30 protein-coding genes and 1 tRNA gene are annotated in these 26,307 nt (G+C 63.7%); all 31 read right to left on the reverse strand.

The window, feature by feature from the left end; genetic code table 11:
* Positions 1 to 10 precede the first annotated feature (10 nt).
* The 31 genes from AC069I_RS11270 to AC069I_RS11420 all read right to left on the reverse strand — a co-directional run bounded on the left by AC069I_RS11270 (position 11) and on the right by AC069I_RS11420 (position 26,207).
* Entirely contained in the window at positions 11 to 1,135 is a 1,125-nt protein-coding gene (locus AC069I_RS11270) for a glycerate kinase (RefSeq protein ID WP_478265323.1), read from the reverse strand.
* A gap of 187 nt (positions 1,136 to 1,322) precedes the next feature.
* Positions 1,323 to 1,514, reverse strand: coding sequence for a hypothetical protein (locus tag AC069I_RS11275; RefSeq protein WP_478265324.1), 192 nt, complete (start codon positions 1,512 to 1,514; stop codon positions 1,323 to 1,325).
* On the reverse strand, positions 1,514 to 2,305 hold the full coding sequence (locus tag AC069I_RS11280) for a peptidoglycan recognition protein family protein (RefSeq protein ID WP_478265325.1): 792 nt from the start codon (positions 2,303 to 2,305) through the stop codon (positions 1,514 to 1,516). Before AC069I_RS11280 ends, AC069I_RS11275 begins: the two co-directional genes overlap by 1 nt.
* A gap of 8 nt (positions 2,306 to 2,313) precedes the next feature.
* Complete coding sequence (locus tag AC069I_RS11285; RefSeq protein WP_478265326.1) at positions 2,314 to 2,541, reverse strand: hypothetical protein; 228 nt, start codon at positions 2,539 to 2,541, stop codon at positions 2,314 to 2,316.
* Between the two features lie 50 nt (positions 2,542 to 2,591).
* Positions 2,592 to 2,945 (reverse strand): hypothetical protein, encoded by a 354-nt coding sequence (locus tag AC069I_RS11290; RefSeq protein ID WP_478265327.1) that lies wholly within the window; start codon positions 2,943 to 2,945, stop codon positions 2,592 to 2,594.
* A gap of 566 nt (positions 2,946 to 3,511) precedes the next feature.
* On the reverse strand, positions 3,512 to 4,663 hold the full coding sequence (locus AC069I_RS11295) for a hypothetical protein (protein WP_478265328.1): 1,152 nt from the start codon (positions 4,661 to 4,663) through the stop codon (positions 3,512 to 3,514).
* Positions 4,663 to 5,856: a hypothetical protein gene (locus AC069I_RS11300; RefSeq protein WP_478265329.1), complete on the reverse strand. Its 1,194-nt coding sequence runs from the start codon at positions 5,854 to 5,856 to the stop codon at positions 4,663 to 4,665. Before AC069I_RS11300 ends, AC069I_RS11295 begins: the two co-directional genes overlap by 1 nt.
* A gap of 9 nt (positions 5,857 to 5,865) precedes the next feature.
* Positions 5,866 to 6,744, reverse strand: a complete 879-nt coding sequence (locus AC069I_RS11305) for a phage tail family protein (protein ID WP_478265330.1) — start codon at positions 6,742 to 6,744, stop codon at positions 5,866 to 5,868.
* 72 nt (positions 6,745 to 6,816) lie between these two features.
* Positions 6,817 to 11,856 carry a transglycosylase SLT domain-containing protein gene (locus AC069I_RS11310; RefSeq protein WP_478265331.1) on the reverse strand — a complete coding sequence of 1,680 codons (5,040 nt, stop codon included), beginning with the start codon at positions 11,854 to 11,856 and terminating at the stop codon, positions 6,817 to 6,819.
* A gap of 333 nt (positions 11,857 to 12,189) precedes the next feature.
* On the reverse strand, positions 12,190 to 12,471 hold the full coding sequence (locus tag AC069I_RS11315) for a hypothetical protein (RefSeq protein ID WP_478265332.1): 282 nt from the start codon (positions 12,469 to 12,471) through the stop codon (positions 12,190 to 12,192).
* Between the two features lie 184 nt (positions 12,472 to 12,655).
* Positions 12,656 to 12,946, reverse strand: coding sequence for a hypothetical protein (locus AC069I_RS11320; protein WP_478265333.1), 291 nt, complete (start codon positions 12,944 to 12,946; stop codon positions 12,656 to 12,658).
* A gap of 29 nt (positions 12,947 to 12,975) precedes the next feature.
* Positions 12,976 to 13,137 (reverse strand): hypothetical protein, encoded by a 162-nt coding sequence (locus AC069I_RS11325; protein ID WP_478265334.1) that lies wholly within the window; start codon positions 13,135 to 13,137, stop codon positions 12,976 to 12,978.
* Positions 13,138 to 13,212: 75 nt separating this feature from the next.
* A complete protein-coding gene (locus AC069I_RS11330; protein ID WP_478265335.1) occupies positions 13,213 to 13,875 on the reverse strand; it encodes a hypothetical protein in 663 nt (220 codons plus the stop codon).
* 18 nt (positions 13,876 to 13,893) lie between these two features.
* Complete coding sequence (locus tag AC069I_RS11335) at positions 13,894 to 14,304, reverse strand: phage tail termination protein (protein ID WP_478265336.1); 411 nt, start codon at positions 14,302 to 14,304, stop codon at positions 13,894 to 13,896.
* Positions 14,301 to 14,582: a hypothetical protein gene (locus AC069I_RS11340; RefSeq protein WP_478265337.1), complete on the reverse strand. Its 282-nt coding sequence runs from the start codon at positions 14,580 to 14,582 to the stop codon at positions 14,301 to 14,303. Before AC069I_RS11340 ends, AC069I_RS11335 begins: the two co-directional genes overlap by 4 nt.
* Positions 14,579 to 14,932, reverse strand: coding sequence for a hypothetical protein (locus AC069I_RS11345; RefSeq protein WP_478265338.1), 354 nt, complete (start codon positions 14,930 to 14,932; stop codon positions 14,579 to 14,581). The genes AC069I_RS11340 and AC069I_RS11345 overlap by 4 nt, the downstream gene beginning before the upstream one ends.
* Positions 14,925 to 15,425, reverse strand: a complete 501-nt coding sequence (locus AC069I_RS11350; protein WP_478265339.1) for a hypothetical protein — start codon at positions 15,423 to 15,425, stop codon at positions 14,925 to 14,927. Before AC069I_RS11350 ends, AC069I_RS11345 begins: the two co-directional genes overlap by 8 nt.
* A gap of 15 nt (positions 15,426 to 15,440) precedes the next feature.
* Positions 15,441 to 16,391, reverse strand: a complete 951-nt coding sequence (locus AC069I_RS11355; protein ID WP_478265340.1) for a major capsid protein — start codon at positions 16,389 to 16,391, stop codon at positions 15,441 to 15,443.
* Between the two features lie 47 nt (positions 16,392 to 16,438).
* Positions 16,439 to 16,942: a hypothetical protein gene (locus tag AC069I_RS11360; RefSeq protein ID WP_478265341.1), complete on the reverse strand. Its 504-nt coding sequence runs from the start codon at positions 16,940 to 16,942 to the stop codon at positions 16,439 to 16,441.
* Between the two features lie 50 nt (positions 16,943 to 16,992).
* Complete coding sequence (locus AC069I_RS11365; protein WP_478265342.1) at positions 16,993 to 17,724, reverse strand: LamG-like jellyroll fold domain-containing protein; 732 nt, start codon at positions 17,722 to 17,724, stop codon at positions 16,993 to 16,995.
* 11 nt (positions 17,725 to 17,735) lie between these two features.
* Positions 17,736 to 18,923 carry a hypothetical protein gene (locus tag AC069I_RS11370; RefSeq protein ID WP_478265343.1) on the reverse strand — a complete coding sequence of 396 codons (1,188 nt, stop codon included), beginning with the start codon at positions 18,921 to 18,923 and terminating at the stop codon, positions 17,736 to 17,738.
* A complete protein-coding gene (locus tag AC069I_RS11375) occupies positions 18,923 to 19,669 on the reverse strand; it encodes a VG15 protein (protein ID WP_478265344.1) in 747 nt (248 codons plus the stop codon). The genes AC069I_RS11370 and AC069I_RS11375 overlap by 1 nt, the downstream gene beginning before the upstream one ends.
* Positions 19,659 to 21,011 carry a phage portal protein gene (locus AC069I_RS11380; protein WP_478265345.1) on the reverse strand — a complete coding sequence of 451 codons (1,353 nt, stop codon included), beginning with the start codon at positions 21,009 to 21,011 and terminating at the stop codon, positions 19,659 to 19,661. The genes AC069I_RS11375 and AC069I_RS11380 overlap by 11 nt, the downstream gene beginning before the upstream one ends.
* A 35-nt stretch (positions 21,012 to 21,046) precedes the next feature.
* A complete protein-coding gene (locus tag AC069I_RS11385) occupies positions 21,047 to 22,747 on the reverse strand; it encodes a hypothetical protein (protein WP_478265346.1) in 1,701 nt (566 codons plus the stop codon).
* 126 nt (positions 22,748 to 22,873) lie between these two features.
* Positions 22,874 to 22,947, reverse strand: a tRNA-Asp gene (locus AC069I_RS11390).
* A 583-nt stretch (positions 22,948 to 23,530) separates the two neighbouring features.
* Positions 23,531 to 23,980 (reverse strand): phage terminase small subunit, encoded by a 450-nt coding sequence (locus AC069I_RS11395; RefSeq protein WP_478265347.1) that lies wholly within the window; start codon positions 23,978 to 23,980, stop codon positions 23,531 to 23,533.
* Positions 23,980 to 24,297 (reverse strand): hypothetical protein, encoded by a 318-nt coding sequence (locus AC069I_RS11400; RefSeq protein ID WP_478265348.1) that lies wholly within the window; start codon positions 24,295 to 24,297, stop codon positions 23,980 to 23,982. The genes AC069I_RS11395 and AC069I_RS11400 overlap by 1 nt, the downstream gene beginning before the upstream one ends.
* Positions 24,298 to 24,842: 545 nt before the next feature.
* The gene (locus AC069I_RS11405; RefSeq protein WP_478265349.1) at positions 24,843 to 25,040 is read right to left on the reverse strand and encodes a hypothetical protein; all 198 of its coding nucleotides are present in this window, start codon (positions 25,038 to 25,040) and stop codon (positions 24,843 to 24,845) included.
* Positions 25,037 to 25,198, reverse strand: coding sequence for a hypothetical protein (locus tag AC069I_RS11410; protein WP_478265350.1), 162 nt, complete (start codon positions 25,196 to 25,198; stop codon positions 25,037 to 25,039). The genes AC069I_RS11405 and AC069I_RS11410 overlap by 4 nt, the downstream gene beginning before the upstream one ends.
* Positions 25,195 to 25,479, reverse strand: coding sequence for an HNH endonuclease signature motif containing protein (locus tag AC069I_RS11415; protein ID WP_478265351.1), 285 nt, complete (start codon positions 25,477 to 25,479; stop codon positions 25,195 to 25,197). Before AC069I_RS11415 ends, AC069I_RS11410 begins: the two co-directional genes overlap by 4 nt.
* A 176-nt stretch (positions 25,480 to 25,655) precedes the next feature.
* Positions 25,656 to 26,207, reverse strand: a complete 552-nt coding sequence (locus AC069I_RS11420) for a hypothetical protein (protein ID WP_478265352.1) — start codon at positions 26,205 to 26,207, stop codon at positions 25,656 to 25,658.
* Positions 26,208 to 26,307: the final 100 nt, after the last annotated feature.

Genomic DNA, 26,307 nt, shown 5'->3' on the forward strand with positions numbered 1-26,307 from the left:
CCGGCGGGTCTTAAGTCCGGGCCCAGGCGCGGACCAGCTCGCCGGCCCGCTCGCGCAGGAGTTCCGCCGCGTGCGCACGCGCGTGGTCGAGCGAAGGCGCGTGGTCGATCAGGGCGGCGCTGCCCACGACCCCGAGGCCGGCGAGCTGGCTCTGGTCCAGCTGGATCCGTCCGGCCAGCACCATCAGCGGCACCGCGTGCTCCTGCGCGCGGGCCGCGATGCCCGCCGGGGCCTTGCCGTCGAGGCTCTGCTCGTCCAGCGAGCCCTCGCCGGTGATGACGAGGTCGGCGCGTTCGATGGCGTCGGCGACCCCGGTGAGCCCGGCGATGAGCTGGAAGCCGGATTCGACGCTCGCGCCGAGTCCCGCGATCGCGCCGGCGGCGACCCCGCCGCCCGCGCCCGCCCCGGGAAGATCGGAGACATCGGGGGTCCCGGCGTTCCGCAACGCCTGCGCCCAGCGGGACAGGGACTCGTCCAGTCGCTCGACCTCGCGCGGGCCCGCGCCTTTCTGCGGGCCGAAGATCGCGGCCGCGCCACGGGGCCCGAGCAACGGGTTCGTCACGTCGGTGGCGACGGCGACCTCGACGGAGCCGAGCCGTTCGCGCACCGGGCCGAGTTCGGCCAGGGCGACACGGCCCAGCGTGCCGCCGCCGAGCCCGACCGGCGCGCCGAACGCGTCGAAGACCCCGGCACCCAGCGCCGCCAGCATCCCGGCGCCGCCGTCGGTGCTCGCCGTTCCGCCGACGGTCAGCACCAGGCGTCGCGCGCCGTTGTCGAGCGCGTGCGCGAGGAGTTCGCCGACACCCCAGGTGTGCGCGGCCAGCGCCACTTCCGGGCTCGGCTCCACGAATTCGATGCCGCACGCGCGGGCCGATTCGATGTAGGCGGTTCCGTCGAGCATCACGTAGCGCGCGTCGACGGTGTCGTCGAGCGGGCCGCGGACCGGGAGTTCCACGAGACGGCCACCTGCCGCGACGAGGACGTCGAGCGTTCCTTCGCCGCCGTCGGCGACCGGACAGGAGGAGACCTCGGCTCCGGGCAGCGCGTCGCGGACGCCGTGGGCGATCGCCTCCGCGGCCTCGACCGCGGTCAAGCTTCCCTTGAACTTGTCGGGCGCGATGACCACGCGAGTCATGGACGAACCTCCGTCAGCGGGTTTCCGCCGGTGAGCACCGACGGACGACAACATTTCCCAAGGCAGTCGTAACACGGAGGGTAGGCTGGGCGGCCCACCTGGGGCAAACCGTCCGGCAAGCCTTAACCCCTGAAACGACGAAAAGCCCCCTACCCGGCCGCGATGGCTAGGTAGGGGGCTTCTGTGTTTACTGCTTGTTGGCGGGGCCCACGGCGACACCGAGGGACGCCAGGAGCGGGCTCAGGCCGCCCAGGACGGCGGCCACGGTGTTGACGTCGAGGTGAACACCGAAGGCGGCAAGGAGGCCGACGACGGCCGCGGGCGACAGCCCGAAGGCCGCCGCGAGGAGGGCTTTAGCGTACTTACGGACGAAGGTCATCACTCGGCCATCCGGCGGGCCGCGTCGTCGTTGATGGCCTTGGCGAGGGCGGCCACGTCGACACCGCCGACGGAGATGTTGTCAACCTTGGCGGTCAGGGCCGCAAGGGCGCTCTTGACACTGCCAAGCTCCGCCTTGGCGGCGGCAGCGTCAGCGGACGCAGCGCGAGCCTTGTCCTTCAATTCCGCCAGAAGCTGGCTGAAGTTACCGAACTCCTGGACCGGGTTGCCGTAGAACAGGTCAGAAAACGAGTACATGTCATCCTCTTCGATGGGGGTAGCCCCTGCTACCCGATTGCGGAATGCGCCCATGTCGAAATTGGGGTCGATCTTTCGACCGACGGGAGAGCAGACCTCTTTGTGTCCGAGGACAGCTGACGTCGGTAGACGGAAAGCCTGGGCCAGCGCCCGACAGAGACGGGCGTATGCAGCCACCTGGACCTCCGGCCACGTAGTGACGCCGGTGGCCTCCGCCTCGATGCCGATCGACCAATTGTTGGACCACGCATTGTCGCGAACGGCCCCCGCGTGGTAACTCAGGCCGGCGGCAACGATGAAGACGGTTCCATCCCGACCCAATACGATATGCGCCAAGGGGCCAGGAAGACCCGTACGGCCGTTCTGGACAACCCCTAGGGACGGAGCGTTGCCCGTAGCAGGCCCGGCGGTGTGGTGGCAAACGACGGCCTTAACGCCGGACATGCCGCCGTGGCCGCGGGTTTTCCACCCAGGCTGTTCGACCACCCGTAGTCCCGCTGAACGAGCGACGTCCGCGAGGTTGGTCAAATACATTTCTGTCCTTATTTGCCGATGAGCTGGATAAGGTTTGGTACCCAGGCGAGCGCGGCGAGCGCGAGCGCCACCCACGTCGCTTTGTTGTCTTTCTTGGAGTTCTCAGCGGCCGTCACTCGGTGCTCCAGAACCGCGATACGCGGTTCCTGACGGGCCATGTAGCTGCGTACCTCGCTGGCAAGGGCGGTCATGTCAGCCCGGGTCGCCGCAAGGTCATCGTGAACAGATTCACGCACAGCGGCAAGTTCCTCTCGGACGTACTGAAAGGGGTCTGGGGACGTCATGGCTACACGACCTGCTCCGTGTTGAACGGGCCGCCGTTGCCCCCGTTGTGGCCGGACAGCAGGAAGTAGGTGGCGAAGGCGGGGTCGTACGTCCATGCATCCGGCCATCGGGTGCTCTGCCATACCCGCTGTCCGCTGACCACCGATTCCCTAAGGAGCCATTCGGCGGGGTTGTTGGTGAGCGGGCTTAGTGGCTGAAACTGTAGGAGTTTCTGGACCTTCTCAAGGGCAGCGGGGATGTCCGCGCCGGCGTATTCAGCGAATGTGCCCACAATGGTAATCAAGCGGGCTCGCTCCGGGTCTACAATCCCCTCGAAGTCGAGTTCCGCGATGGCGTGATCGCCCAATGCTGTCAAGGGTGACTCCAAAGGTCAGGAGGTGGCAGGGTGCACCAGTACATCGAAGTAGTAATCGTTTCGGGTGGCATAAGACCCGGGGGTGGCTGCGCTGCCCGCACCGCCCATTTGGAGAAGCAAATGCACCGTATGGGCGCCTGTGTAAACGGTATGCCCTCTACGGCGAAACTGGGGGGTAGCAAATGTGCCTATCGCCCCCACGAACTGTGCTCCAAGGGTGGCGGTATCCGGCGTTGCCGCCGGGCCAACCGGGGTCGTCGTGTCCACCCGTACGCAAACGTAGTGGGATACCCCGGGGTTGGACCCTGCCATGCTCTGGATCAGGAATCCGGCGGCGACTTCAAGGGTGTAGGGGTACCCCGGGTCGTCGATGCTCACCGAGGACACCGTGTACGCCGTACTGGCGTTTAGCGTGTTAGCCGCCGTAAAGGGGGCCAGGGGTGCCCCTGTATAGCGCAATAGAGAAGACGGCCGCGCAGTACGTTCAGCCCGCGCTAGGCGGTCGGCCAGTTGCTTCAGGGCGTGCTCCGTAGATCTCGCCGTCCTGATGTCGGCCATATGTTCTCCTACACAGGTGTCGGCTGGATTTTCAAAGCCACGGTGCCCGGTTCGCTGCCGTTGGACATGCCGACGATGCGACGACGATAAGCCCCGTCAGCGATAACCGGGTGGCCCGTTACTCGGAATAGCGGGGTGTCGCCTTCAACCCATGATCCGAGCGTGGGCGAGATTTGAACACCCCGGGTGTTCTTGCCGTCAATACGAACGGTGGCAGTCCAGGTTGCCATGGGCGTCGAGTACTTAGCGAGGTCGACGGCGGCGTAGCCGTCGAGGGTCGCCTTAACGCCAATCTCCGTGTGCTCGGTGTTGACGTAGTCGGCATACGGGACCTTGGCCGTCTGTAAAGCGGCTGAGTTGCCCGCTACGCCGACAACCGACGCCCCACCCTCTCCGGACCCCTTGGCCCACACGTAGTGCGGGGTGGGGATAGCGCAGTTGATATCGACGTCGATGTTGCCGAAGGCGGCTCCGAGTTCCCAGGCCGCGTCCAAGTTGGTGTTACCCAACCGCGGGTTACCTAAGGCCAGTTTCCACGCGACGTAGGGTACGCCGCCAAGCGACGTCAGAAACGGCCGAAAGATGAACTCTGAGCCGCCGCTCTTCTCGGAGAGGTCTACGAGGGCTTTCCATACCGTGGTGAAGTCCCACGCCGGGTAGGCAGCGGAAACCGATCCGGTTTCCGTCTCCCCGTCGGAGACATCGAAGGGAAGGCCTCCGCCGCTGTTGGAGTCCAGGAGGCTGTTAGTGACGATCTCCCGCATGATTCTGCGATTGGTCAGCCCCGTGTACGACAGGTTATTCGCCGACGACGTGATCGTGAGCGGTGTCGCATTCCTCATGCGAACAATCCGGTTCTCGAAGATGGCCCCTATACCCGCCCCGGAAACGTTTAGCATCCGGGTCTGCTGTTCGTACCGGGCACCCGTCGGCATCCCCGCCTGAATAGCCGTCGTCCCGTAGACGACGGCCCAGGCATAGCGACCCGAGGTGACATAGGGCATCACGGTGTCGGAAAGATGCCCCCCGGGGCCCAGGTAGAGATCGACGCCCCAATCACCCTTAGCGCCGATTTCCGTACTCCAGCTGGGGTCGCCGATGAGCCTTAGCTCATTGACGACCTGTCCGGTGGTGGCCTCGAAGATGAGGCAGCGCCACATCAGACCCACACCTTGATGGGGTCGATGTTCGCCGGCTCAACGACGGCCTGAAGCACGGTGAACCCGGTGGCCGCGGTGTCCCATTGGACCTTGGCCGTCGGAGAGCCGCCCAGGAGGTTAATCCAGGAGCTGACCGTCTGAGCCGTTGTGAACGGCCCAAGGGTGAAATCAGGAGCCGTTACCGGGTTATTCAGGGCGCCCGACTGCCCCCATGTGTTGATCGACTGGTGATTGCTGATATCTGACCCGATGCGGGCCTCGAACTGGACAACCATGTCCGGGTCGGTAATGGGCCGAATGCGGGCCCGGGGGGTAATAACAACGGGGATGCCATACGCGGGAACAGTCAGGGACTGCACCTGGACGACGGTACCGCCGCCGATCTGGGTACGCATTCCAACGTTAGGGGCGTTGGCCGTGAAGACAATCTTCCCGCCGTCCCCGCGCCATCCGGCCGTACCCGCGTCGGAGCTGACGTAGTACGTCTGGTTGGGGAACGGGTGGCCGACTACATAGCGCTGATCACCCGCGTAGGCACCTGCCTCCAAGAAGGCATCTGACGTAATCTTGGCGTCGTTGCCGTAGAGAATGCGTCGTCCGCCGCGGGCCACAAGGCCCGGACCGCGCAGGTCGGTAAGAGTCAAGGTCGACCCGTTGGCCTCGATCAGCACGGTAGCAAGCGGAATCCACCCGTTGGCGGGCAGGACCGCCGTAGGGACGACGGGTGTGCCCGAGGTGTTATCCCCGGTGACGGCCTGAATGGTGAACCGACGGTCACCCGCAGTCGAAGCGATAGCGGAGTTTCGGTCGTCGTAGACCCGGGCAACGATGAGGTCAATTCTCCGTTGGGTCGTACTCGGGGTCGCCAGGGCAACGTTCTTGACCGCGTCGAGGCCACAGAGATACGGGCCGTTGGACGGGGTATCAACAAGGCAGTTACCCACGTTGACGTTCACCGACGGGCTGGTGCCCGTCGTGGATACGGTAACCCGAAGACCGCCGTGGTTGGCGTCCCCCAGAGTCGTCCCGGAGATAGCCCCACCTGCGAAAACGCCGGACCGGTAGCTCATCACTGACCCGGGTTTGGGAAGGGCGTACCCTGCCAGCGCGTACCGGGCATCCGCCTCGTTGATTTTGTCTTCCACGGCCCACGGGTCGAACGCAGAATTAACGGTGGTCCCAATGGACGCCATGTGTATCTCCTACCAAAAGGCGGGCGCAAACTCGGCTGTCACCGTTCCCGGATCTGTCGAGGGGCCGCTGTGAGAAAGTCCGATGGTCAGCGATTCACCGGGCGGGACAATGAAGGCGTCCCAGTTCGCCGGGTTGACCAGATAGCTTTGTGAGACCGTGCCCATTAGAGCGCTCGGGTCTTCGGGGGTAATAACCACGGATTGCCCTGTGGTGAGCGTCCCGTTGTATTTGATGCTGCCACCCGCTACCGCGAGAATCGGTGTGGTCAGTGGGCCAGCCAGTGTCAGCACGGGGGACGACGGGGCGGTGCCTCCGGTGTTGTCGAGGAGGATCGACCCGGAGGACGAGGCTGGGCCGAAGGTCAGACCGCCCGCGGTGCCGAAGTCGAGCCCTGACCCCGTGCCGAAGTCCAGCCCAGTCAGGGAGTTCTGGGGGACGCCCGTGGTCAGCACCTGGGTTTCCAGGGCGTACCGCCGGGGATCAGGGGCAGCGAACTGCACGGACGCCTCAAAGGCCGGATGCTGTGCCGTCACGTGTTCGATCAGGATGTCGCCCTCGCGAGTGACGTGCTGGACCAGTGGACCGACGGCCGAGTAATAAACCAAGGGATAAAGACGGGTGACGTCCTGGCACAAGGCCAGCACCTTGAGACGGGCTCTCTCTAGGGCGACCCAGTCATCCCGTCGAGCGTAAGCCCGGATGGTCAATTCAACCGAACCGCGCTCGACGTAACCCGGGAGCATGTACGACCCGTGTCGTTGGTACTTCGGGGTAAACGACGTCGTCGGCGAGGACGCTGACAACGGTTTGCTGTCCGACGTCGCAATCCACGTGACGCCGTTTTCGTCGGCTCCGTCGTTGAGACGCAGACCGTCGATGGCCCACACAGGAGGACGGTTAATAGGCATCGGGATTCCATTCCGGGAACCCCGGGGCCGCCGAAGCGACCCCGGGTCTGGTTAGGCGTTACGGATAGCGAACGCCGTCCGGCGAGACGAGTCAGCAGCAATCGCCCGCTCATCCATCCCTGGAGCGGGGTGGATGTTGTTGGTGATGCTGACGTCACGACTGCCCGAGGGCGCCGCGGCGTTAGCCGCAAGGCGGTCTGCCGTCGCCAGGTTGCTGACGAAGCGGTCGAACGTCCGCGTAACGCTGACAGGGAGAACCCGTTCGCCAGGCGTCAGGAACGCGGGCTCGGTATCTCTGCTGCCGACACCCGGAACGATGCCGCCCAGGGAATACCCGCCCGCCCGGTTGTAACCGGCCGGCAGGCTGCCGTATCGCTTGAGGGCGTACCTCATTGACGCCACGACGTTGGCCATCGGGTCCCATACGTCATTAGGCAACGACGGATCGCGGTTGGCCTGGAACGTCGGGTCGATAACCTGCATGAGGCCCTTAGACGGCGTTCCCATGGCGGCGTTGGAGTCCCAGTCATTGATCGCCCGGGGGTTACCGCCTGATTCCTGGTTCATCCGTCGGAGGACGGTGTCCACAAGGTCGGCCGCCTGCCCAACACGAGCCAGCGCCTGGAGCACGAGCCCTCGCCATTGTTCGACTCCGGCACCCGTAGGTGCCAGGGTCTTGGAGAGCTCTTCAACGGCTTTCGTCTGGACGGCCTTGACGGCCTGGGCAGCGATAGCACCAGCGAAGTCGGCGGCACGGTTGCCCGGCCACCGGCCCGCGGTGGACTCAGCGTCAGACAGAGCTGACTTGAAGGCTTCGCCGACAAGGGCTGACGGATCGAATCCGCCGCCGCTGGCTCCGCCGGAGACAAACTGTCCTCCGACGAGCGGCAGGAAGGCATGCCCGCTGAACTGCGCAGAGTCGGCACCGACGGCACCTGCTCCGTACTTCACTCGGGACGGCGACCCTCCGGATTCCACGTTGACGCCGGCGAGCGTGCCCGCTGTGTGTCCCGTGGAGTAACCCGTAGAGAAGGCCCCGCCGAGGCCGGAAGAGAACCCGGGCCACGGTTGCGATCGAGCGACACCAAGGCGCTTGTGCGGGTTTTCCCCACGGAGCACGTTGGTAATCGCCGACATGTAGCCGGAGCAGTCGTAGCCAGCGGGGCCGACACCGCCCCAGATGTAGGGCTTGCCGGATTCCGACCGGGCGAACTGGACGGCAGCCGCGATGGCCTCGCCCGCCCGCTGCCCGTGGATGTCCACGAGGCCACCCTTGGCGAACCCGGGGACGGAGACGCCAGCGGCCTGAAGGGCTTCCGGAGCGCCAGCCCTAAGGGCTTCAAGGAACGGCCGGGCCTTCTTGGTGACCCTCGCCGGGACGACGAACTCACCGTTAGACAGCCGGGCGGCGATGCTGTCCGAGGTACCCGTACCGGGTCCAGAGACATAGCCACCCGTGGCGAACCCAATGGGGATTGGGCTGACTTCCTTGCCCAAGGCAAAGTCGCCGTTGAGCTTGTTCCAGGCGGCAATCAGGCCGCCGTTCATCGGAACCTGGAGAACCCAGCGGATCGGGTCCGCTGCCGCGGCCCGAATCCTGTTCCACTGGGAGACAGCCCAGTCGGCCGTGAACTGCATGGCGGCTCGAACGCTGCCCATGCCGGAGTTCAGGTTGCCGAAGGCGGCCCCCTGAGCCATCACACTGGCGTTAACCGCGTAGGCGATGTTCTGCCAGTGGGCCGTCAGCTCCTGGGCCAGCAGGGCGTTCCTGGCCGCCAGCACGTTGGCGTTGTTCACCATGCCGTTGGTGGACAGCAGATTCGCCGCCGCGAGAGCGGCGAACGACGGCACCATGACGCCGGCAATGAAGTCCGCGAGAGCCTGGAGGGCTGCCACGGCGGCCGTAGCCGTCTCTTCGATGGCGACCAGCCCGGCAGTGTCTGCCGTGCCGGAGATAGCCAGTGGAGATGCCGACGTTCCCGACGTGCTGCCGACCAAGCCGCCTTGGGCGAACTTGTTGGCCCGCATGGCTTCCAGCAACGGGAAGTACTTCCGTGTGGCTTCGGCCGTCATGACATATTCGCCGTTGCTCAGCCACGCTGGGATGTCGTCTGACGTCCCGGTGCCCGGCCCGAGGACGAGGCCACCCGTTGCGAATCCGAACGGGTCGAAGTTGCCCCCGCGGGATTGCCCGAAGACATCCCCGAGGCTTTCGCCCCAACCGGAGCCGTCGGTAACCAGCTTGAAGAGAGACCCGAGGACGGGCAGTTCTTCAATCTTCTGCTTGATCTTCTGACCCAGATCCGACAGCCCTCGGAGGAAGGCGCCGATGATCCGGCCCCAGTCGAGTTCGAACAGGGATTGCAGGAACTCCTTGATCGGCGACGGGACGATAACGTCGATGATCTTCTGGAGGACTTCGCCCGCCTTCGTAAAGAAGGTGTTGGCGATAGCACCCCAGTCGATGGAGAACAGGGCGCCAATGGCATCGCGAACGGGCTGGGGAATCAGGGCATCTATGATCTTCTGAAGAAGAGCCTTCGACCCATCCCAGAACTTCTGCCAGATTCCCGCCCAGTCGATGGTAAAGAGGGCTCGGAGAGCTTCGGAGATACCGAAGGTCTGCACAGCAAGGAAGATGCGGAACAAGACCTCGAACAACCCTGCCGCGCCATCGGTCACCCGGCGGGTGCCTTCGTCGAGATCACTCCAGACTTTGGCGACTTCGCCGATGAACTCTAGGATCTCGGCGACCCACGTAGCGATGTCGCCAATAGTTCGGCCAAGGTTCTCGAAGAACTGCTTGCCCTCTTCCGATGCCGCGAAGGCCACGAAGTCGTTGAACATCTGGCCGATCTGGTCATAGAAGCCAGACTCGGCAACGCCCTTGTTCAACGAGGTGATGACGTTGTAAAGAGCAGCGCCCGCCTTGACGGCGAACCCCACGACGTCCTTCAGAAGGTCGACGGCGCCGGACATCCAATCCTTGAGCTGTCCCGATGCCTTCATGTCGCCGATCCAGTCGGCAAATGCGTTAGCCCCGTCTTCAGCGGCGGGAACCAGTTCTTCGGCAAGGACGTCCACGCCGACTTCAGCGAGGTCGATGAAGGCTTCAATCAGAGGCTTCATGACGTCGCCGAGTTTCTCGACGATAACGGCCGTCTGCTCCAAGATGTGGTTGACCGCACCCGCATTACCCGGGTCGGTCAGCAGGTCGACGATCTCTTTAGCCGCACCGTTGGCCGCGCCTGCGATGTCCGTCAGCCGATCCTCAAGGATCGGCATATAGACATCGGAGAGTTCCCCAAGTTTTTCCGCCAGACCGTTGAACAACGCGTCTTGAACGGACTTCTTGAGGTCGTCAAATGCGGGCTTGAGGCGTAGGATTTCCTCGACGAACTGGCGGGCCTCCGGAGAGAGCGCGGCCATAGCCTCTTTGAGCTTGCTTTGAGCCGAAGAGGCCTGGTTCATAGAGTCGGCCGCGCTACGCTGAGCCGACGCCAAGGCGTTCTGAGCGTCGACAATCGATCGCTGAGCCTGCTTGGCCGCCTGGTCGGAGGCCTTCTGAGCGTCGGTGACCGCACGGGTGGCGTCGGTCAACTGTTCCTGGCTCTGGAGTCGCTGGCGGTCCTGGGCCTCCCGGGCGTCTGCCAGCTGGCGTTCCGCCCGTTGGACGGCCTCGGTAGCCGACTTGACAGCCTCGTTGGCCTTGACACCTTCGGTGGCGTACGCCTTCTGCTGGACGGCAAGGTCGGCGTTGCTGTTCGCCGTCTGCTCCACCCGAAGCTTCGCGCGGTCGTAGGCGAGGACCAGGCGCTCTAGAGCGGCCCCGTCAGCCCCGGACTCCCGGGCGTTCTTCAGTTGGTTCTCGGCGTCGACGAGGTCTAGCGCGGCCTCTTTGGCGTCGAGGGCGCCCCCGCGAACCTGAATGTTGAGATCGCGCTGGGTCTTCTCGGCATCCTGGATCGACTCCGTCAGCGCATCTAGGGCCCGGTTGCGGTCCTTCTCGGCGTCGATGACGGCGCGTTCGGCCTGGACCTCTGACCGGGCTGCCTCGCGGACGACGCGCTCACGTTGCTGGACGGCTTGAGCCACCCGAGAGGCGGCGTCTTCCCGCGACTGGGCGGCATCCTCTACGGCCCGCGACAAGCTGACCTCGGCCGACCGGATGGACTCCGCGGCGGCCCTCTGCTGCTTGGCGTTGGAGGCTGCCGACTTGGCGGACTCACCCTGAGCCTGCGTAGCCGCCTCAAGGGCATCCGTGACGCCCATGGTGCCGATGGTGAGGGTACCCAGGGCTGCCCCGCCGACCGCGAGTCCAGCGGGGATGAGCAGGAGAGCCCCGGCCGCCGTAATGGCAGCCTGCCCCAAACCGATGAGAGAGGCAGCCGCCGTACTGCCCAGAGAGACGATGCCTCCGATGCCCAGACCCGCGACGACTAGCGCACCCACGGCTCCACCCGCGGATGTCGCCGTCCCGGCGATCCCGGTCAGCGAGGAGACGGCCTGGAGCCCCATTCGGCTGACCGTCTGTCCGGCTTCGCCGGCGGACTGGCCAACCTGGAGCAAGCTGTGAGCGGCCCGCGCGGCGCCTTTGGCGTCGAACAGGTCGAAGTCCCGGCGGTTCTTGTCGCCTCGGGCTGTGATGAGCCGACGTTCGGCAACGTCGATATCCCGGACCGCTGCCGCCGCTGCGCGGCGTGCCTGGACCAGCTGAAGTTCGCTGGTGGCAATCTGGCTGCTCTTGGCCCCCGCGCTAGAGCGGGTTTCCGCCAGCTTCTTCTCTGCGATGGCAACGCGGGCGGCGGCGTCTTCAGACTGGGTCCGAGTAGAGGTAAGGGCTGCCTCAGCCGCTTTGATTTCCCGAAGGGCGGCGGCGATTCCTGCTTCGGCCTTCTTGACCCTGACGTCGACATCGATCGTCGGGGACGTCCGGGTGAGCTGGGTGATCTGCCGCTGGGCCTGGCGGATATTAGCGGTAACGTCAACTTCCGGGTTGATCGTCGCCAGTTCTCGTTTGATCTTCTGGTGAAAACCCTTGAGGCTTGGAACAACATCAACAGTTGCTGTTCCGGCGCTGTATGTGGCCAACTCTCACCTCCAAGGGTGGTTTGCGAGCCGGCGGCAATTACGGTAACTTGACACGTAGCGACAGCACGACTAAAGGAGAAATGGGATGAGAACGGTCAGCACGACGGCAACGCCAGGCAAGGTCAACCATGTGCTGCATTTACTGCTAACGATCTTTACGTGTGGCCTGTGGCTCCCCGTGTGGATCGCGTTAGCCCTCGCCAGCTCAAGCAGCACGGGGGAGACGTACATGGTCACGGAGCCGGCGCCCGTCTTCTACCCCGCGGGGTGGTATCCGACCCAAGACGGCCGGATGGCGTGGTGGGATGGCCAGCGCTGGACTGGCCACACCCGCTAATCTTCGCCGACCAACCTGAGAAGGTCCTGTTCGGCTAGCTTTTCCTGCTCGCGGCGATACTTCGCCGCGGCCGTCTCAGGCCGTGGGAACGGGCTAACCTTCGGCTTCCCCGTGTTCTGAGACGTGTAATGCGCGATGGCCTGAAGTTGCTCGTGGATGGCCATCAGCAATGTTTCCGCCATGCCGACCTCAGTCAGTGGCGGAGCCTGGGCTTTCGATCGAGGCGGCTTGCCGTCCTCATCGAGCATTGATTCATACAGCTCGACGTCGGTGGCCATAGCTTCCGCGAGATGCGATGTTGACCGATGTTGAAATCCGGTCACCAGGTTGTACAGGGTCGCCCAGGAAAGGCGACCCGAGGGGCCGAAGTCCTCGAAGGTGAGGTGGGTCGACGTGAGTAGGTCACGCTCAACCGCATCGCCCCACCGTTTGAGGACGTCGTAGAGAAACCCTAGAGACCCGTCAACGGCGAAAGTGGTCGGTCACGGCCTTGACCAGGTTGGACACCGAGTCAGCCGGGAACGCCCGCCAGACGTCCCAGAACGCGCCGAAGTCATCACCCAAGAGGACTTCGAAGAACAGCGTCGGGTTGTCCTCCGCGTTCGTCTGAAGCTCGAAGGCCTTCTCAATCGGGAGGCGGTTCGGGTCAGCGAAGGTAACCAGCTTCTCCGGCTCGCCTTCCTTGCTGATGTCCAGCTGGAAAGGCTCGACGGTACGGTGGTCAAGGAAGCGCTCGTTCTTGAAAACAGCCATTACAGGTCTCCTGCCTGGTTAGCGGATGATTACTTCTGGTTGGTCTTGGGCTCAGTCGGCTTGGGCTCGATGGCCTTGGGAGCGGGCTTCGGGGGCGCGGTAGACCAGCCCGCATGCCGAAGCTTGGACGCCTCCGCCGGGTCGCCGGTGACGTAGACCTCTTCGCCCCGATACAGCCGGAAGTCAGCCATAGGTGATGCCTTTCGTGGTTCTCCTGCCAAAGGGAAAGCGGCCCGGAGGGCAGGAGGTCTCCGGGCCGCTAGTCATCAGACGGCGAGGGTCCAGCCCTCGTCGACGGCCTTGGCCAGGAAGCCCGGACCGAACTCGAACTTCGTCGCCAGCGTGCCGGTGACGTCGTCCGGGACCGCGGTAAGAGTGACGCCGCGAGCCGCCGGGTCATCCCCGTTGGCGTTGACGAAGTCTTCCCGGCCGGTAACGCTGACCTTGTGGTATGCGGTCGCCCAGTAACGACGGGTCGAACCAGTGCCATCCACGGAGATGACCAGGGCTCGCCAGTACTTCACGTCAGGCTGCGCCTGGATGTCGTACTTCGCCTCACCAGAGGTAGACACGGTGACAGCGCTCAGGTCGATCGAGTCGTAGACCTCGCGGGCCAGCCGCTTGTTCTCCAGCATGGAAACCTGAAGGGTCGCGGTCTGCTCGGTGACGTCGGTCCGCAGCGGAGCAGCGGAGCCCCACCCGGTGATGTCCGTGGTCGAAACCTCGCCCGACTCAGTGGCACCGTCGGACGACAGCCAGCCGACCGAAGAGTGCCCCGTGGGCATGTTGATCTGGCCCGAGACGGTACCGACCAGGGTCGTCACAATAGCGGAGGTTTCATAGGGTGCGAGGGCAACCAAGCCCTTAAGCGCCTTGCGGATGTGACCGTTATCGCGGTCCGCCGCAGCTTCAAAAGTAACGTCAGCCATAACTGACCTTTCCGGGAATCAGAGAGAACGGGTCTGAACGACCCAGTTGCTCACCTGTCGACGAATGTTCAGGTACTCCAACCCGTAGGGAATCGGAGTTGGCGACCCGTCTTCGTCGATTGAGTCGAGAAGACCGGCCGTGGTGGAAACGCCTTCGGCCGAGTCGCACATTTTCTGTCGGATCGCTTTATTGAGATCCTTCGAGGCCGCCCGGCTGGCTCCGAATGCGGAGATTTCCACGCGGGCGAGGTCGAACAGCCCTTGTCGATCGGCGCCGCCGCCGACCCGATTGATGACGATGCGCGGGGGCGGAGGACCGCCCGCCGGGTCCTCGGGGTCCAAAAACGGCCCGAGGTCAGTCGTCGTAGGCGCAATGCTTTCGAGGAGTTCGCACAAGGCGTCCTCGACGTCGGGAAAGTCGGCGGTCATTCAGCCATCAACGCCCTAGTGAGAAAGCGGGACGCCGGCCGCTGGTCGTTGCCGAACTGCTCAGCAACGGCCGCGGCGGAGAACTCAATAGTCACCTTGACGCGACGATCGTCGGCTGCTCTGCCTTGAACCAGGCGACCCGAGGCCGCCGTTTCCCCGGAGACCTTGCCGACGTAGTAGCGGGCAATCGCCATCTTCCGGGCTGCCGCGAGGGTGCAAACCCGACGCATATCGCGGCCCTGAAGGAAGTCCCTCATGTCGCCCTGTCGGTATCTCATCCGGTCTGCCTCCTAACGCGAACCTCGGACCCGGCGTCCCAGCTGCCCCAAGGGGAAACCCATTCGGCTAGGTCGCCGTCAATGCCCCACTTCGTGGGGAGGGCTGCCGGGTGCTCCTTGAACTCGAACACTGTCGACGCGGGGAAGCGGCGGGTGCCCGGAGGGAAGTAGAGAGTTCCTGTCACCCGGACTTGAGCGCTGTTGACGGTCTCGGTCGTCGTAGACGACGCCCGCCCGGACGACCCAGAGCCGGGGGCAAACCCGATGGCCTGAAGGACTTCCGTCGCCGTCGTCACCGGGTCGCCGTGGCGGTCCCGGGCCGTCTCCGTGATCACCGTTACGTCAATCACGCTGTCCGTCCCAGAAGTTGATGAGGACGGGCTGGCCCGGATCGCAATCGGGGAAGTACGGCACGGGCTCTCCTAGGGAATCCGTGATCATCACACGGTTTTCCCACTCGCAGCGCTGCCGCTCATGGGCCCGCATCGTCGGTACCGAGGTAAGCCCGTTGGCTGGAGCTTCCGCGTAGTCGGCGAGTACCCGAAGTTCGTCCTCCGTGAGGTAGATGCCGGACTGTGCTTGTGTGCTCAGGCCTTCACCAAACGGACCGGTGTTCCTCTGAGACAACCCGCCGGGGTTGCGGAACTTCCGTTCCGCAGCAGCGAGGGTCACCGTTACGACAACATCGGGGAGGGCATCCCCCGGGGTCCACCGACGGGTTTCCCGGGTTACCAGCGCGCTAGCAGCAAACAGGTTCGCCTTAGCCCGCTTGTAATCCGGGGTTCCCTCGGTGAGGGTCTGCCCCAGGAGATCCGCTAGCTCTTCAACGCTCGCAAGCATCATGGGGCAGAACTCCTATTACGGGGTGACGGTGCGGGTGATCTTCACGGCGCGGACGAGACCCTTGGTACCCGGCGTCTCGGTCAGCTCATCGGTGATGACGTTGGCGCCGGCGTAGGTGTCGACGATCGCGCGGTCACGGACGTACAGAGCGTCGTAGTCGTGGATGTACCGCATGGCCAGCCCGGCGTACGAGGTCGACGTACCGAAGGTCGCACCGCGGGGGACGGACGGAGCCATCAGCGACAGGATGAACGCCGTCTTGTGGAAGACGTAGATGTCGTTCGCCGGCAGAGCCAGCGAGGTGATGACGGTGTTGCCCGCGAGGCGGCCGATCTGGGCGTTGCGGAGCGCGTCAGCGCTGCCGCTCTGCTCGAACTGGTTCAGGTGGTCGCTCTTGAGAATCCAGTTCTCAGCGCCGGAACCACAGACGACCACACGGCCCTCCTGCGGAACCTTGCGGTCATTGAGGACGGTACGGGCGTCGATGAGGACGTCGTACGGGTCGTCGGTGACGGCGTAGGTCAGCGAGTGGCCCGCGGCGTAGGTCGCACCGGTGATGGTCGCGGCCACCAGGTCCTCAACGCCGTACGCGACGGACTGGACCAGCGGGTTGAGGACCTGGGCGCCGAAGTTGGCGATGTCCAGGTTGAGGACCTCGTCCTCAATCACGGTGCCCTTGTAGATGTCCTTGGTCAGCGTGACGTCAACCTTGGTCTCCGCCAGGGCGTCCAGGGTACGAATACGACCCGCGTCGTCGTTGGGGTCGGGACGGAGGTTCGCCGTCCGCGCGGTGCCCGGGAGAGCCGGGACACGGTAGGAGATCGTGTCGTTCTTCGCGCCAGCGAAGTCGGAACCCGCCTTACGGGTGACCAGGCTCGGCAGGATGATGTCCCGCTGGAGCAGACCAATCGCAGCAGCGGCGACCTGTTCCGCCTTAAGGGGCGTGATTTTCGGCGTGTAAGCCATTAGTGATTACCTTTCGGCGATCCGCCGCCGCAATTCGGAGCGGAGCTTTACTGGGAGATGGCCGCGATTTCGGCGGCGAGCTTTGCGGGGTCCAACTCCACGCCCTCTTCCAGAGGACGGGCGCCACCCTTGAGCTTTTCTTTGGGACGTGTCTCGAGATCCGAACCGTTGTCCTGGCCCTCTTCGGGCTCTTCAGCCGGCTTGAAAGACGACAGAAGGTCGTCAGCGTCAGCCAAAAGCGCCTCTTCGTCGTCGCCGACGAGGCGAGCCGCCTGCTTCTCCGTCAGACCCTTTTGCATGGCCACCCGGAGGCGGAGTGCGTCCGCGGATGCCTTGGCGTTGGACGCCTTCAGGGCAGCGAGTTCGTCGGCGAGTTTCTGGGTCTCCGACTTTCCGGCTGCCTCCTGGGCTTCCTTCCAGTCCTTGAGAGCCTTCATCTCTTCGCGGAGGACCTTGTTGGCTTCACGTTCAGCTTTGAGAGCCCTGATACCCTCTTCACGGAGAGCTTCGTTCTCATCCGTCTTAGGGGTTTCCTGGGTGTTTTCGGACATGGTTCGTAATCCCTTCGAGGGAGACAGCCGCGAACTACGAGAACGCGGAATCAGAGAACGCGGGCATTAGCCGCGGAAACCCAGGCAGAGCCCGAGTAGATGTGGGGCATCCCCGAGTCGACCCAGGCGGTGCCGTTGTAAATCTTCACCCCGGACGACTGAGCGCCAACCGGGGTGTTCATGAGGTCCACGATTTCCGAATCAGTCGGAACGTGGCTGTAGAAACGCAAATCATCGATTGTTGGTCCGGTCGAGGACCATTCGCCGATATCGATGCGGTCGGCGGCAGTAGAGAGCGCCGTGCCCGCCGCGAAGCTGGTGGTATTGGTCAAGACACCGTCGCGGTAAATCTTGATCTGCCCCGTAGAGCGGGTGTACGTGGCGGCGTAGTGATGCCACGTCGCCCCGGGCGGAGAAGCGGTCGGCCGGGTAGCAAGGGAGTTAGCACCGTCCCGGGCTTGCACGGCCATCGAGCCGCTAACCAGGAGGACGCCCCAGGCGCCGGAGTTGATTCCGTCGTCCTGCCAGCGAACCCACCACGTCGTGGTGTTGTTCAACGCCCAGAACATGACGCATCGATCGTCAGTCTGAGTAGCTGTCAGGAGGGTCGTCGGGAACGCGGGCATAATCGCCCCGGTTTTCCCGAAGGCTCCCCCGGTGTGGCCTGCGGCCACCTGGGCACCATCCGTGCCAACCAGGGTCAGATCCCGGCCATTGCCGGAGTAGTCGACGACAGTCGTATTACCGACGTCGTCGAAGTTGTACGCGCCTTCTAGGGCCACGGTAAGGCCTCCTAGCTGGCTGGAATCCAGACGTCGTTAGCGACGGCACCGGTCGGCGACGTCGTTCCCCCGATCCAGATGACGGGCTGACTGCCGGCGGGACGGGTGGGCCATGTAGACCCAGACCACACGGCGAATTGGGCGAACGTCGCTACCGAGGGGATGGCGGGTTTGTCGGTGAGGTCGTCGTAGTCGCCCGTGGTCGCCACCGTGGCGAGTGTGGGCTTGCCCGTGAGGTCGGCATAGGCACCCGAAGAGGCGACCGGGGCTAGCGCGGCGACAGCCGCCGCAGCAGTGCCAGCGGCGTCGTAGGCAGCGTTTCCCTCGGTGGGCGTCAGATACTGCGGATGAGGGTCGGCAGCGGCCACGTGGCCCGCTACAGAGCCAGCGGGCTCGTACGCCGCATTGCCCTCTGTCGCAGTCAGGTATTGCGGGTGGGGATCGACGGCGGCTGTGTGACCGGAGACGGCCGTAGCGGCAGCTCCCGCCGGCTCGTAGGCGGCATTGCCTTCCGTCGCCGTCAGATACTGGGGATGCGGGTCGGCCGCCGCGGTGTGAGCGGACATCCCAGCGGCAGCAGTGCCCGCGGCGTCAAACGACGCTGACCCTTCGGCGGCCGTGAGGTACTGGGGATGAGGGTCGACGGCAGCTGTATGCGTGGACAGCAGGCCCGCCGCGACGCCCGTGTTTTCCTTGCCAGCAAGGGACGTCGACAGCCCGGTCACGTCCGCCTGCGCGTGCGTATGGGCTGACGGGGTGAACGTCGTCGGCTTACCGGTGACATCCGTCCAGGCGACCGTGCCGCCTCCACCGCCGCCGGAGACGACCACGTTTCCCTCTGCATCGGGGAAAACCCCGTTGACGGAGAGGACCCGCGTGAACCGCTGGGTCATCGTCTCCGCCGGAGCAAGGTCGAACAGATCGACCGGGGTGGCGGACGTCGGCAGGAGGACGGAGAAAGCCGTCCGGTAGTCGCCCGCCCGAATCTCCACCCTGTAGAACCAGCCCGCCGGCGTGATAGCCGGGTCGTCGGTCGCGGGAAGGCTGACGGACAACGTGCCGTCCGTCTCGAAGTCCACGCGGGTAGGCAACGGCAACGTGTGCTTGCTGTCGGCGCTGTCCTTGAGGACAACCGACGGGGTGAAGACGGCGAATGCCCCGGCAACCGGGGTTTTCAGGGCTGTAGTGACCGTGACCATTACCGCACCCCTTCCGATTGTCGAATAGCTCTGAGAATGTCTTTGGTCCCGGACGCCTCAGACGAAGCCGACGTGTAAATACGCTCGGCCTTGGCAATGATGTCCGGCAACGTTTGCTCCCGATCGAAAACCGGAATCATGGTGCAGCTGCAACCCTCGTGGTACGACTTACCCGAGCCGCGGCGCTTAGACCGCGAGGTCGTCGTCAGCACGGTGTCTTTGGAATAGACGGCGCCCCGGCTGGCAAGCACAATGCAAAAGGCACAGGCACCCGGGGACGGCACACGGGCAAACCCTAAGGCCGTCTTGTCCTTGTGGATGGCGTTCTCCGTCGTCCCCCGGCCGCCATCAAGGACGGCAGAGGAGGAAGCCCGCGAGAGCAGTTTGAACGCCTGTGCGTGGGCCACATCCGGCTCCATACCGCCGTTCATCAGCTGTCGCATGCGACCGGGGCCCGTAATCAGGAGAGACCGGATAACCCGATCTGTATCCAACGGCGACGTCGGCTCGTACCAGATATCCGGCAGGGGCCGAAGAGCGTTGTACGTTTTCATAGCCTGCTCGGCGGACCTGTCGCGGTGCTCCCGGAGGATTTCCACCACGATGGCGAGCCATCGGGTCGTCGAGGTGATCGGGTTGGTGGGATCGATCCATTGCCAGGCCGTCAGAACATCGTTCAGCGCTGACTTACGAACGGCCATCTGAGCCGCTTTGCCACGGGTGGCAAGAGCGGCATCACTCGGCATCGTCGTCCGCCGTCTTCTTGTTCAACAGCTTGTCGGCGAGAACGGCCACCTCATCTTGTTGTGCCTCCGCCATCTTGCGCCACTGCTCGATTTTGGTCTGTGTGACACCCGGCAGCATTTCCCAGATAGCCTCGTGGGGAACGCGGAAAGTGGTCATCTTGGTGCCCGCGTCGGCGACCTGGGCCAGCGAACGGGACTCCCGGTCGGCCCACTGTAGCTCCGCCGTGTCGGGGAAGCTGAGGCCAGCAAGAGACGACGCGAGTCGTAGCATCTGCTCGAAAGACTCGCCCAGGGTATGTTTGTAGCCCGTGACCTTTCGGGTCAGCATCGTCTCCGCCGCCGCGATAGCGTCGGCGGCGAGGTTGGACAGCTGACCGAGGAAATAGTGGGCTGGGGTCTGCGAAGACACCGCGAGGTCCTGGAGAGCCTGCTCCTTGGCAGAGATGTAGCCTTCGAGGGGCGACCCGGGGAGAGACCACGCCTTCGAATTCGGGTCTTCCAGGACCGGAGTGATAGACGGGTCCATCCGAATCGGAACGGGTTTGCCGTCGGGGCCCTTAGCGACCTTGACGCCGGAGAAACCCTTAATTTGGAAGGCGCCGTAGTGCTGGACCATCAGCATGTCGAACGACACCTGGTTGACGCGGTCCTGGGCCTGGTAGTTCGGCTCGATCTCGCCGTAGCAGTTGCCGTCGAGGTCCATATCCGGCGCGAACCGGATAACCGGGCACACCTTGGCACCGTGAACAGCGGGGGTACCCAAAGTGGGTGGCGGCGTAACGTCCCGACCCGTCTGATCCACTTTCTGGGGGTGGATCGTAACCGGATAAACGGCTACTTCGTCGATAATGCCGACGATTTCCCCGCTCGGGCTGAGCTGGAAGGCGTATTTCGGCCATAGGTCGTCTACCGGGTCCTCATAGAGGGCATACATCCGGGCAGCGGAGACGCCTCGCATCTTCGGCACAGGTTCGCCCGGGGTAACCATCGCATAGCAATAGCCGTCCGTCAGAGCGGCCGAAATGATCTGCTGGTGACGGCGGTCCATGTCGTTCTTCTGCCAGATATCCCAGGCAGGAACGGGTGACCCCGTTTCCTTCTCCGCCCACACACCGTCAACAAACAGCTGATGAAGGGGGGCGTTGCGGATCATCGGCATCATATTGGTGACCGAGCGCTCGCGAAGAAGCAGATACTGATCCGTAGCGTCCTTCGGCGTGTACGGCCGATCGTGCTTGCCGATGATGTAGTTCTTGATTTTCTGGAGCCGACCTAGCTCGTTGGCGATACCGCCCGCGTGCTCTTCGATCAGCTCTTTGAGGATTTTATTGGTGAGCGCCATCGAGGCCCCTCCGATTAAGGAGCCTCGCGCTCCGATTAGAAGAAATACATTTCGCCGGATCGCTCTTCGAGAGTCTTACCGGATGCGAGATATAAGGATCGGCCGAGAAGGGCCATCACCATGGTTACCGCGAGGTCGACCTTCTTCGGCGACGAGCGGGTTTCCTTGCCGATACCTACGCCGTAGACGTTGGGTCGAACCCGGCAGTTATGGACGTGGGCAGCCAGAGCCGCATCCCCATCGTGGGTCAGCGTGCCGTCCTCGTCGATCATCTCGCGGACCCGTTCGCACATCTCGACGAAGAGCCTGAATCGCTCTTTGCCGCCGGGGAGCGACGTCCTGAAGTCGTACGTCACTGCCGACTTATTCGACGCCCACACGGGCAACTGGTCGCGGAAATCGAGGTGCCACTGTTCGACCAGGTGACCCCAGTACGGCGTAGCGTCGTCCTCGTCGTCGGTAGCCGGCGAGGGGTCGACCCCGAACCAGCAGACCGCGTAGCGGTCGAACGCTTGCCGGACGGCTGAGTCGACCTCATGCCGCGGTGCTAGCCATCGCTTGTTCTGGCTGCCGTGGGGTTTCTGCCAGAGGCCGAGCCGGAAGACGTGACCATCGGAGATCCGTACGCCGACAAGGGCTGTCGCGTCGCCTGACTTCGAACAGTCGAGGGCGAGCGCAATCTCAGTGCCATCCTCGATGACGATATCTGGGCGAGCCAGGGCGTTCCAGTTGTTCGGCTCCACCCATGCCGACTCCGTCGCTGCCACACCGTTGGCGTAGAAGCGGATGGAGTCCGCCAGGGACGTCCGTTCGTCGTAGACTTCCGCCAGAATTCGCTCCTGGTTGATCCAGGGGGAATGAGCGTACGCCTGGGCGATGATTTTGGCGTCATGCTCCGGGTTGCCGAACGAAAGAGAAGGGTCAGCCTCCGTAGAGACGTACAGGATGTCTTGCATCCTGTTCTTACCCGATACCTGCGCTTGCCATGCGTCGTACGTTCGCTCTGCGACCGATCCGCCCCCTTGTTCGTGGGCGTTCGTGAGTTCGACAATGCGGGCGATGCCGCCGGGGGATTTAGCCACGTTACGCCGGGCAACGTCCGCGACCTTGACGCCGCCGTTTGACTCCGTCATGTGGTGGGACTCGTTCAGGAAGATAGCCGTAGCGGGCTGACCCTCCGCAGTACGCACCGAAGCCGTCATTAGCTTGATACGACTGCCGGCCGCAGTAGCCGACCCCAGCTTTCCGGCTTCAAAGCCCGTCTCACGACGCAGCTGGTCGCTGACCATGGCGTTAGCAACGAGAAGAGACTCTTGGGCCTGCGCCTCGGAGTTGGCCGCGAGGATAACAAGGGCCATCCTGTGCGCTTCGCCGATAGGGCGACCCGTAGCGGGGTCCCACCCTGCGAATTTGGTAGGCCCAAGACACTCGGCTAGCGCCATAGCAGCCAACATCGGGTCCTTGCCCGATCCCTTGGCCATCCGCATGACGGAGGACCGATAGTGCCAGTCTCCGTTGGGTTTGACGGCGTAGTGCAGGACTATGAACTTCTTCTGCAAGACGCTGAAACGCCAGGGGTCGCCCGTAAGGTGGTGCAGAAGGTTGGACTCAGCCCATTCGATGACCTGGAAGCCAATAGACGGCGGGAGGTCGGCGAGGTCATCCGGCCAGGGGATGGATTCGAGCCCACCCGTGGTCTGATTTCTGTAGTAGCCCGCAGGGGCGGTTAGCTCCACGCGGGCTCCTTTCGATAAGTAGACGCCCAAGCGCGAACGGACCTTTGCGACGGCGCACCGTGCTTACAGAAAGCCGACACACGGGCTGTGATCCGATCGCCTTACCGGCTAATCGGCTTGGGCAAGCGACCCGTGCCGGATTCGAACCGGCGACACCTGCCTCGACAGGGCAGCGCTCTGACCAACTGAGCTAACGGGCCTAGAACGCCTGCTTGCTCAGGGGCCCCTCAAAGGACTTGAGCTGCTTAAGCGCCCGGCGTAGGCGCACCCACGCCAACAATCTGTGCCGATCTGCATCGGGTACGAGGGTTTCCCGCCGTAGATTGCTGTCCGTGGGTAAGAAGAAACCCCGGGCACGAAGGCCCGGGGCGGGAAATCCCCTGCTAGAAAGACCGCCGACGGCAGGGGGCGCCAGGTGCCGCACTCGCTAGCTGAGTCGGCATCGGTAGGAATCACCGCCGTCGCGGGAGAGCCTTACCGGTCACGTTTAGGGCCGCCTTTGGTCAACCGGTGCGGCTATCCGGTTAGCGCTTGTTAGTCGTCAGCGCTGGTTTTAAAGAGTGCCTTGAGAAGGTCGGGATACTTCTCCACGACCACTCGGGGCACCCAGTACTCACCCGGGGTCAGATAAGTAAATAGGGGTTCGTCGCCCTTGGGCTCGATCCGGCCACCCTTGGCAAACTCATTCACTCTGTTCCGCCCTAAGTTCTCGGACCTCTTCGCAGTGGGCGTTATCGCATTCGACGCCATCAGGAAGGATGTCGAAGCAGTCTTGACACTCGGTCATTCCTCGAACGCCTTCCTAGCGGCGTCAATCTGGCTAACGGGGGCCAGCTTCGGCGGCGGGGGCGTACGGTCGATCAACAGCTTCGCTTGACGACGCTGGATTTCCGTCATCCCGAGGTCTCTCATCATCGAGTGAACGGCGGTGAGCTGACCCGCGCGGTAGCCGTCCTCGGCAAGCTGGTGGACAGCCTCACAGGTCATGTAGAGGTAAGCCCAGTCGGGGGACTCGGCGAACACCCGGGTCGGGGATGCCGTCATGGAGTCCCACACCAGCTTGGCCGCCGTGCACCAGTTACCGTTGGGTTTCGGGATGACCGGGGGCGGCTCTTCGCTGGCATCGATCCGGGTGAACCCCGGGGTAGCGTCGCCAGCCCCATTCGGCCTGCCAAGCTTGGCCTCCGGCCGCTTGGCGTTCGAGCCACCCGAGCGGCCTGCTACGCCCGCCATCAGACGACCTCCAACATAGGGTCGCTAATAGGCGGCGGCCAAGCCTCATGGGTCTGGGCGTCGGCTGCCTCGTGGCCCCAATGCCAGCGCTTCCCCGTCCAGGTAACGCGCTGCCCCGAGATCGTCTTAAGCCGAATTCTCTCGCCGTTCGGCGGCTCTTCGTAGTTGACGAAATACCTTAGGGTGGGCGTACCCTCCACGGGTTTCTTAGACGACCGACGCCAGATCGTCTGGTATATGTCGCCCACCCGCTGTGCAATACTACTGCCGATAGTGCGGTTGCCGAGAATGACGTACGAAGGGTCGTCGGCTGACACCAGGAGCACCCGCGAGGAGCACACCTGACAGCTCGGGTTAGCGTGTTCACACCGTTCCGTCATCTAAGGGCCTCCTACCTGCGGGTATGTTCGATGTTCGGTCACTACAGGACACCGAACGATGCCTGTGGGAAAACTTCATTCGCCGAGCAGACTGGCAGACGCTATGCCAACCGAAGTAAGCAGAGAGGGGCGGAGGGGTACCCCCCTGGGCCTAGGACAGCCTGAGCCACCCTGGATACCCCAGAGCCAGCCGCGGACGGCACAGGCCATCTGAGCGCTTGTTCTCAGGCCATCAATATGCGAGGGACAGCGTCACCCAGACGGGTAGCGACAGCGGCTCGACGAAGAAGCTGGATCGTACGTTCCCACCCAGCGCACTTTGTCGCGGTCACTGTTACCCAGATCCGACCCGGGACACGACGGCCTTCAGGTGACATCGGGTTGGCTGTGACAACTCGAACATCGGGGAAGCGTTCTTGCAACGGACGAAGTTCAGCTTCAGAGCCACACACAATGACGTCGCCCTCTTCAGGGAACACCGCTTAGCTCTCCTCGCTAGCGTTGGTCTTCCTGGGTCGACCAGGGCTGCGCTTAGGGGTCTCCTCTTCGGGCTCCTCAGTCGTCTCCTCGACGGCCACAGCAAACCCTCGGGTGATCAGCCACTCAGCCGTACACGGCGTCTGATCGACGACGTCGCCGGCCTTCACGTTGGCCAGGTCTTCGGTGTATTGGATCTTCATTTGGACTCCCTCTGCCAAAACTCGCTGATACGATAGCCGTTAGTCGCGGAAATGACGTCCAGCATGGTGAAGAAATGTACGTCAAGGTTATCAACCGCTACATCGGGAAGAACTGCGTAGCCTTCAGATATATGGGCCAATACAAGGTTATCGCTCACTGTGCTCTCCCTGGGTGTTCTCTCGGTCTCCGCTTACCGCTACGCCGTAGACGCCCTCTCTGGGCCTCTTCAGCGGTCTTCAGGTCGTGATGGGGCTTGCACAGCCCCTGTAGGTTGTCGATGTCATCCGAGCCACCCTCAGCGTTCGGGATGACGTGGTCGACAGCAGCGAGCGGGAGGGCGCAGCCCGGAAGCTCGCAGTAACCACCCGATCGCTTACGAACGATGGCCCGATTCCGGTAGAACTCCGGGCCGTACCGCGGACCAGTCGACCAGGTCACTTAGGCTCCACTGGCCAAACTTCGCTAAGACGGTAGACATTGTCCGCGGACACACCGCCGAGCTTGGCAAAGAAGTCCACGCCAAGACGATCTATCGCCTCATCGGGAAGGACTACGTAGCCCTCGGATACACGTGCTAGGACAAGGTCGTCGTTCACTATGCTCTCCCTAGTTGTCTAGCTCTCGTCCTCGGTCAACACTTCCAACGACCGGGTGTCAGCAACCGAGATCGGCCCACTGCAACCGACGTCAACCTGAGATGCCCTACTGACCGCTGTGACGACGTCTCCGGCGTCCCAAGGGCCTTCCTTGCCCAGATACCCGAGGGCCTCCGACTGACCGCTACCGATGGCCGTACGACCGCTTCGGTCAGCCATGACAGCGCCGTTTTCGTAGATCGTGGCGAACCGTCCACGGTTCGCGATCAGCGTGATGACATCAGCGTCGTCGGCGTCGGCCTGAGACAGCGCTCGTCGCACCTCCGGTACCACCCGGGTAACGACGAAGCGGAGCCAGTCTGGGTCTTCCTTGGGTCGCCACGTCGGCCAGTTAGCCGTGTACCGGAGAACCTGAGATGCCCGGACATCGCCGGCGCACCCGATGACGTACCGACCCCGGATGAACAACTTCGGCTCGGAGTTCTCCATCTGGCTCCCACCCGCGGTGGTCTGCCTGTCAGCAGCGACGACTACATGTTTCCCGCTCTTGGCAGCGACGATCACGGTCATCCTTGGAACTCCTTGATCGTCGATGGTTGAACCCGATGGGGAGCACAGCCCGGACCATGACAGGGGAGAGGCTGTCATTACTCACGGGCTGGCTCAACCC

The sequence above is a fragment of the Amycolatopsis sp. NPDC043885 genome (assembly GCF_056435685.1).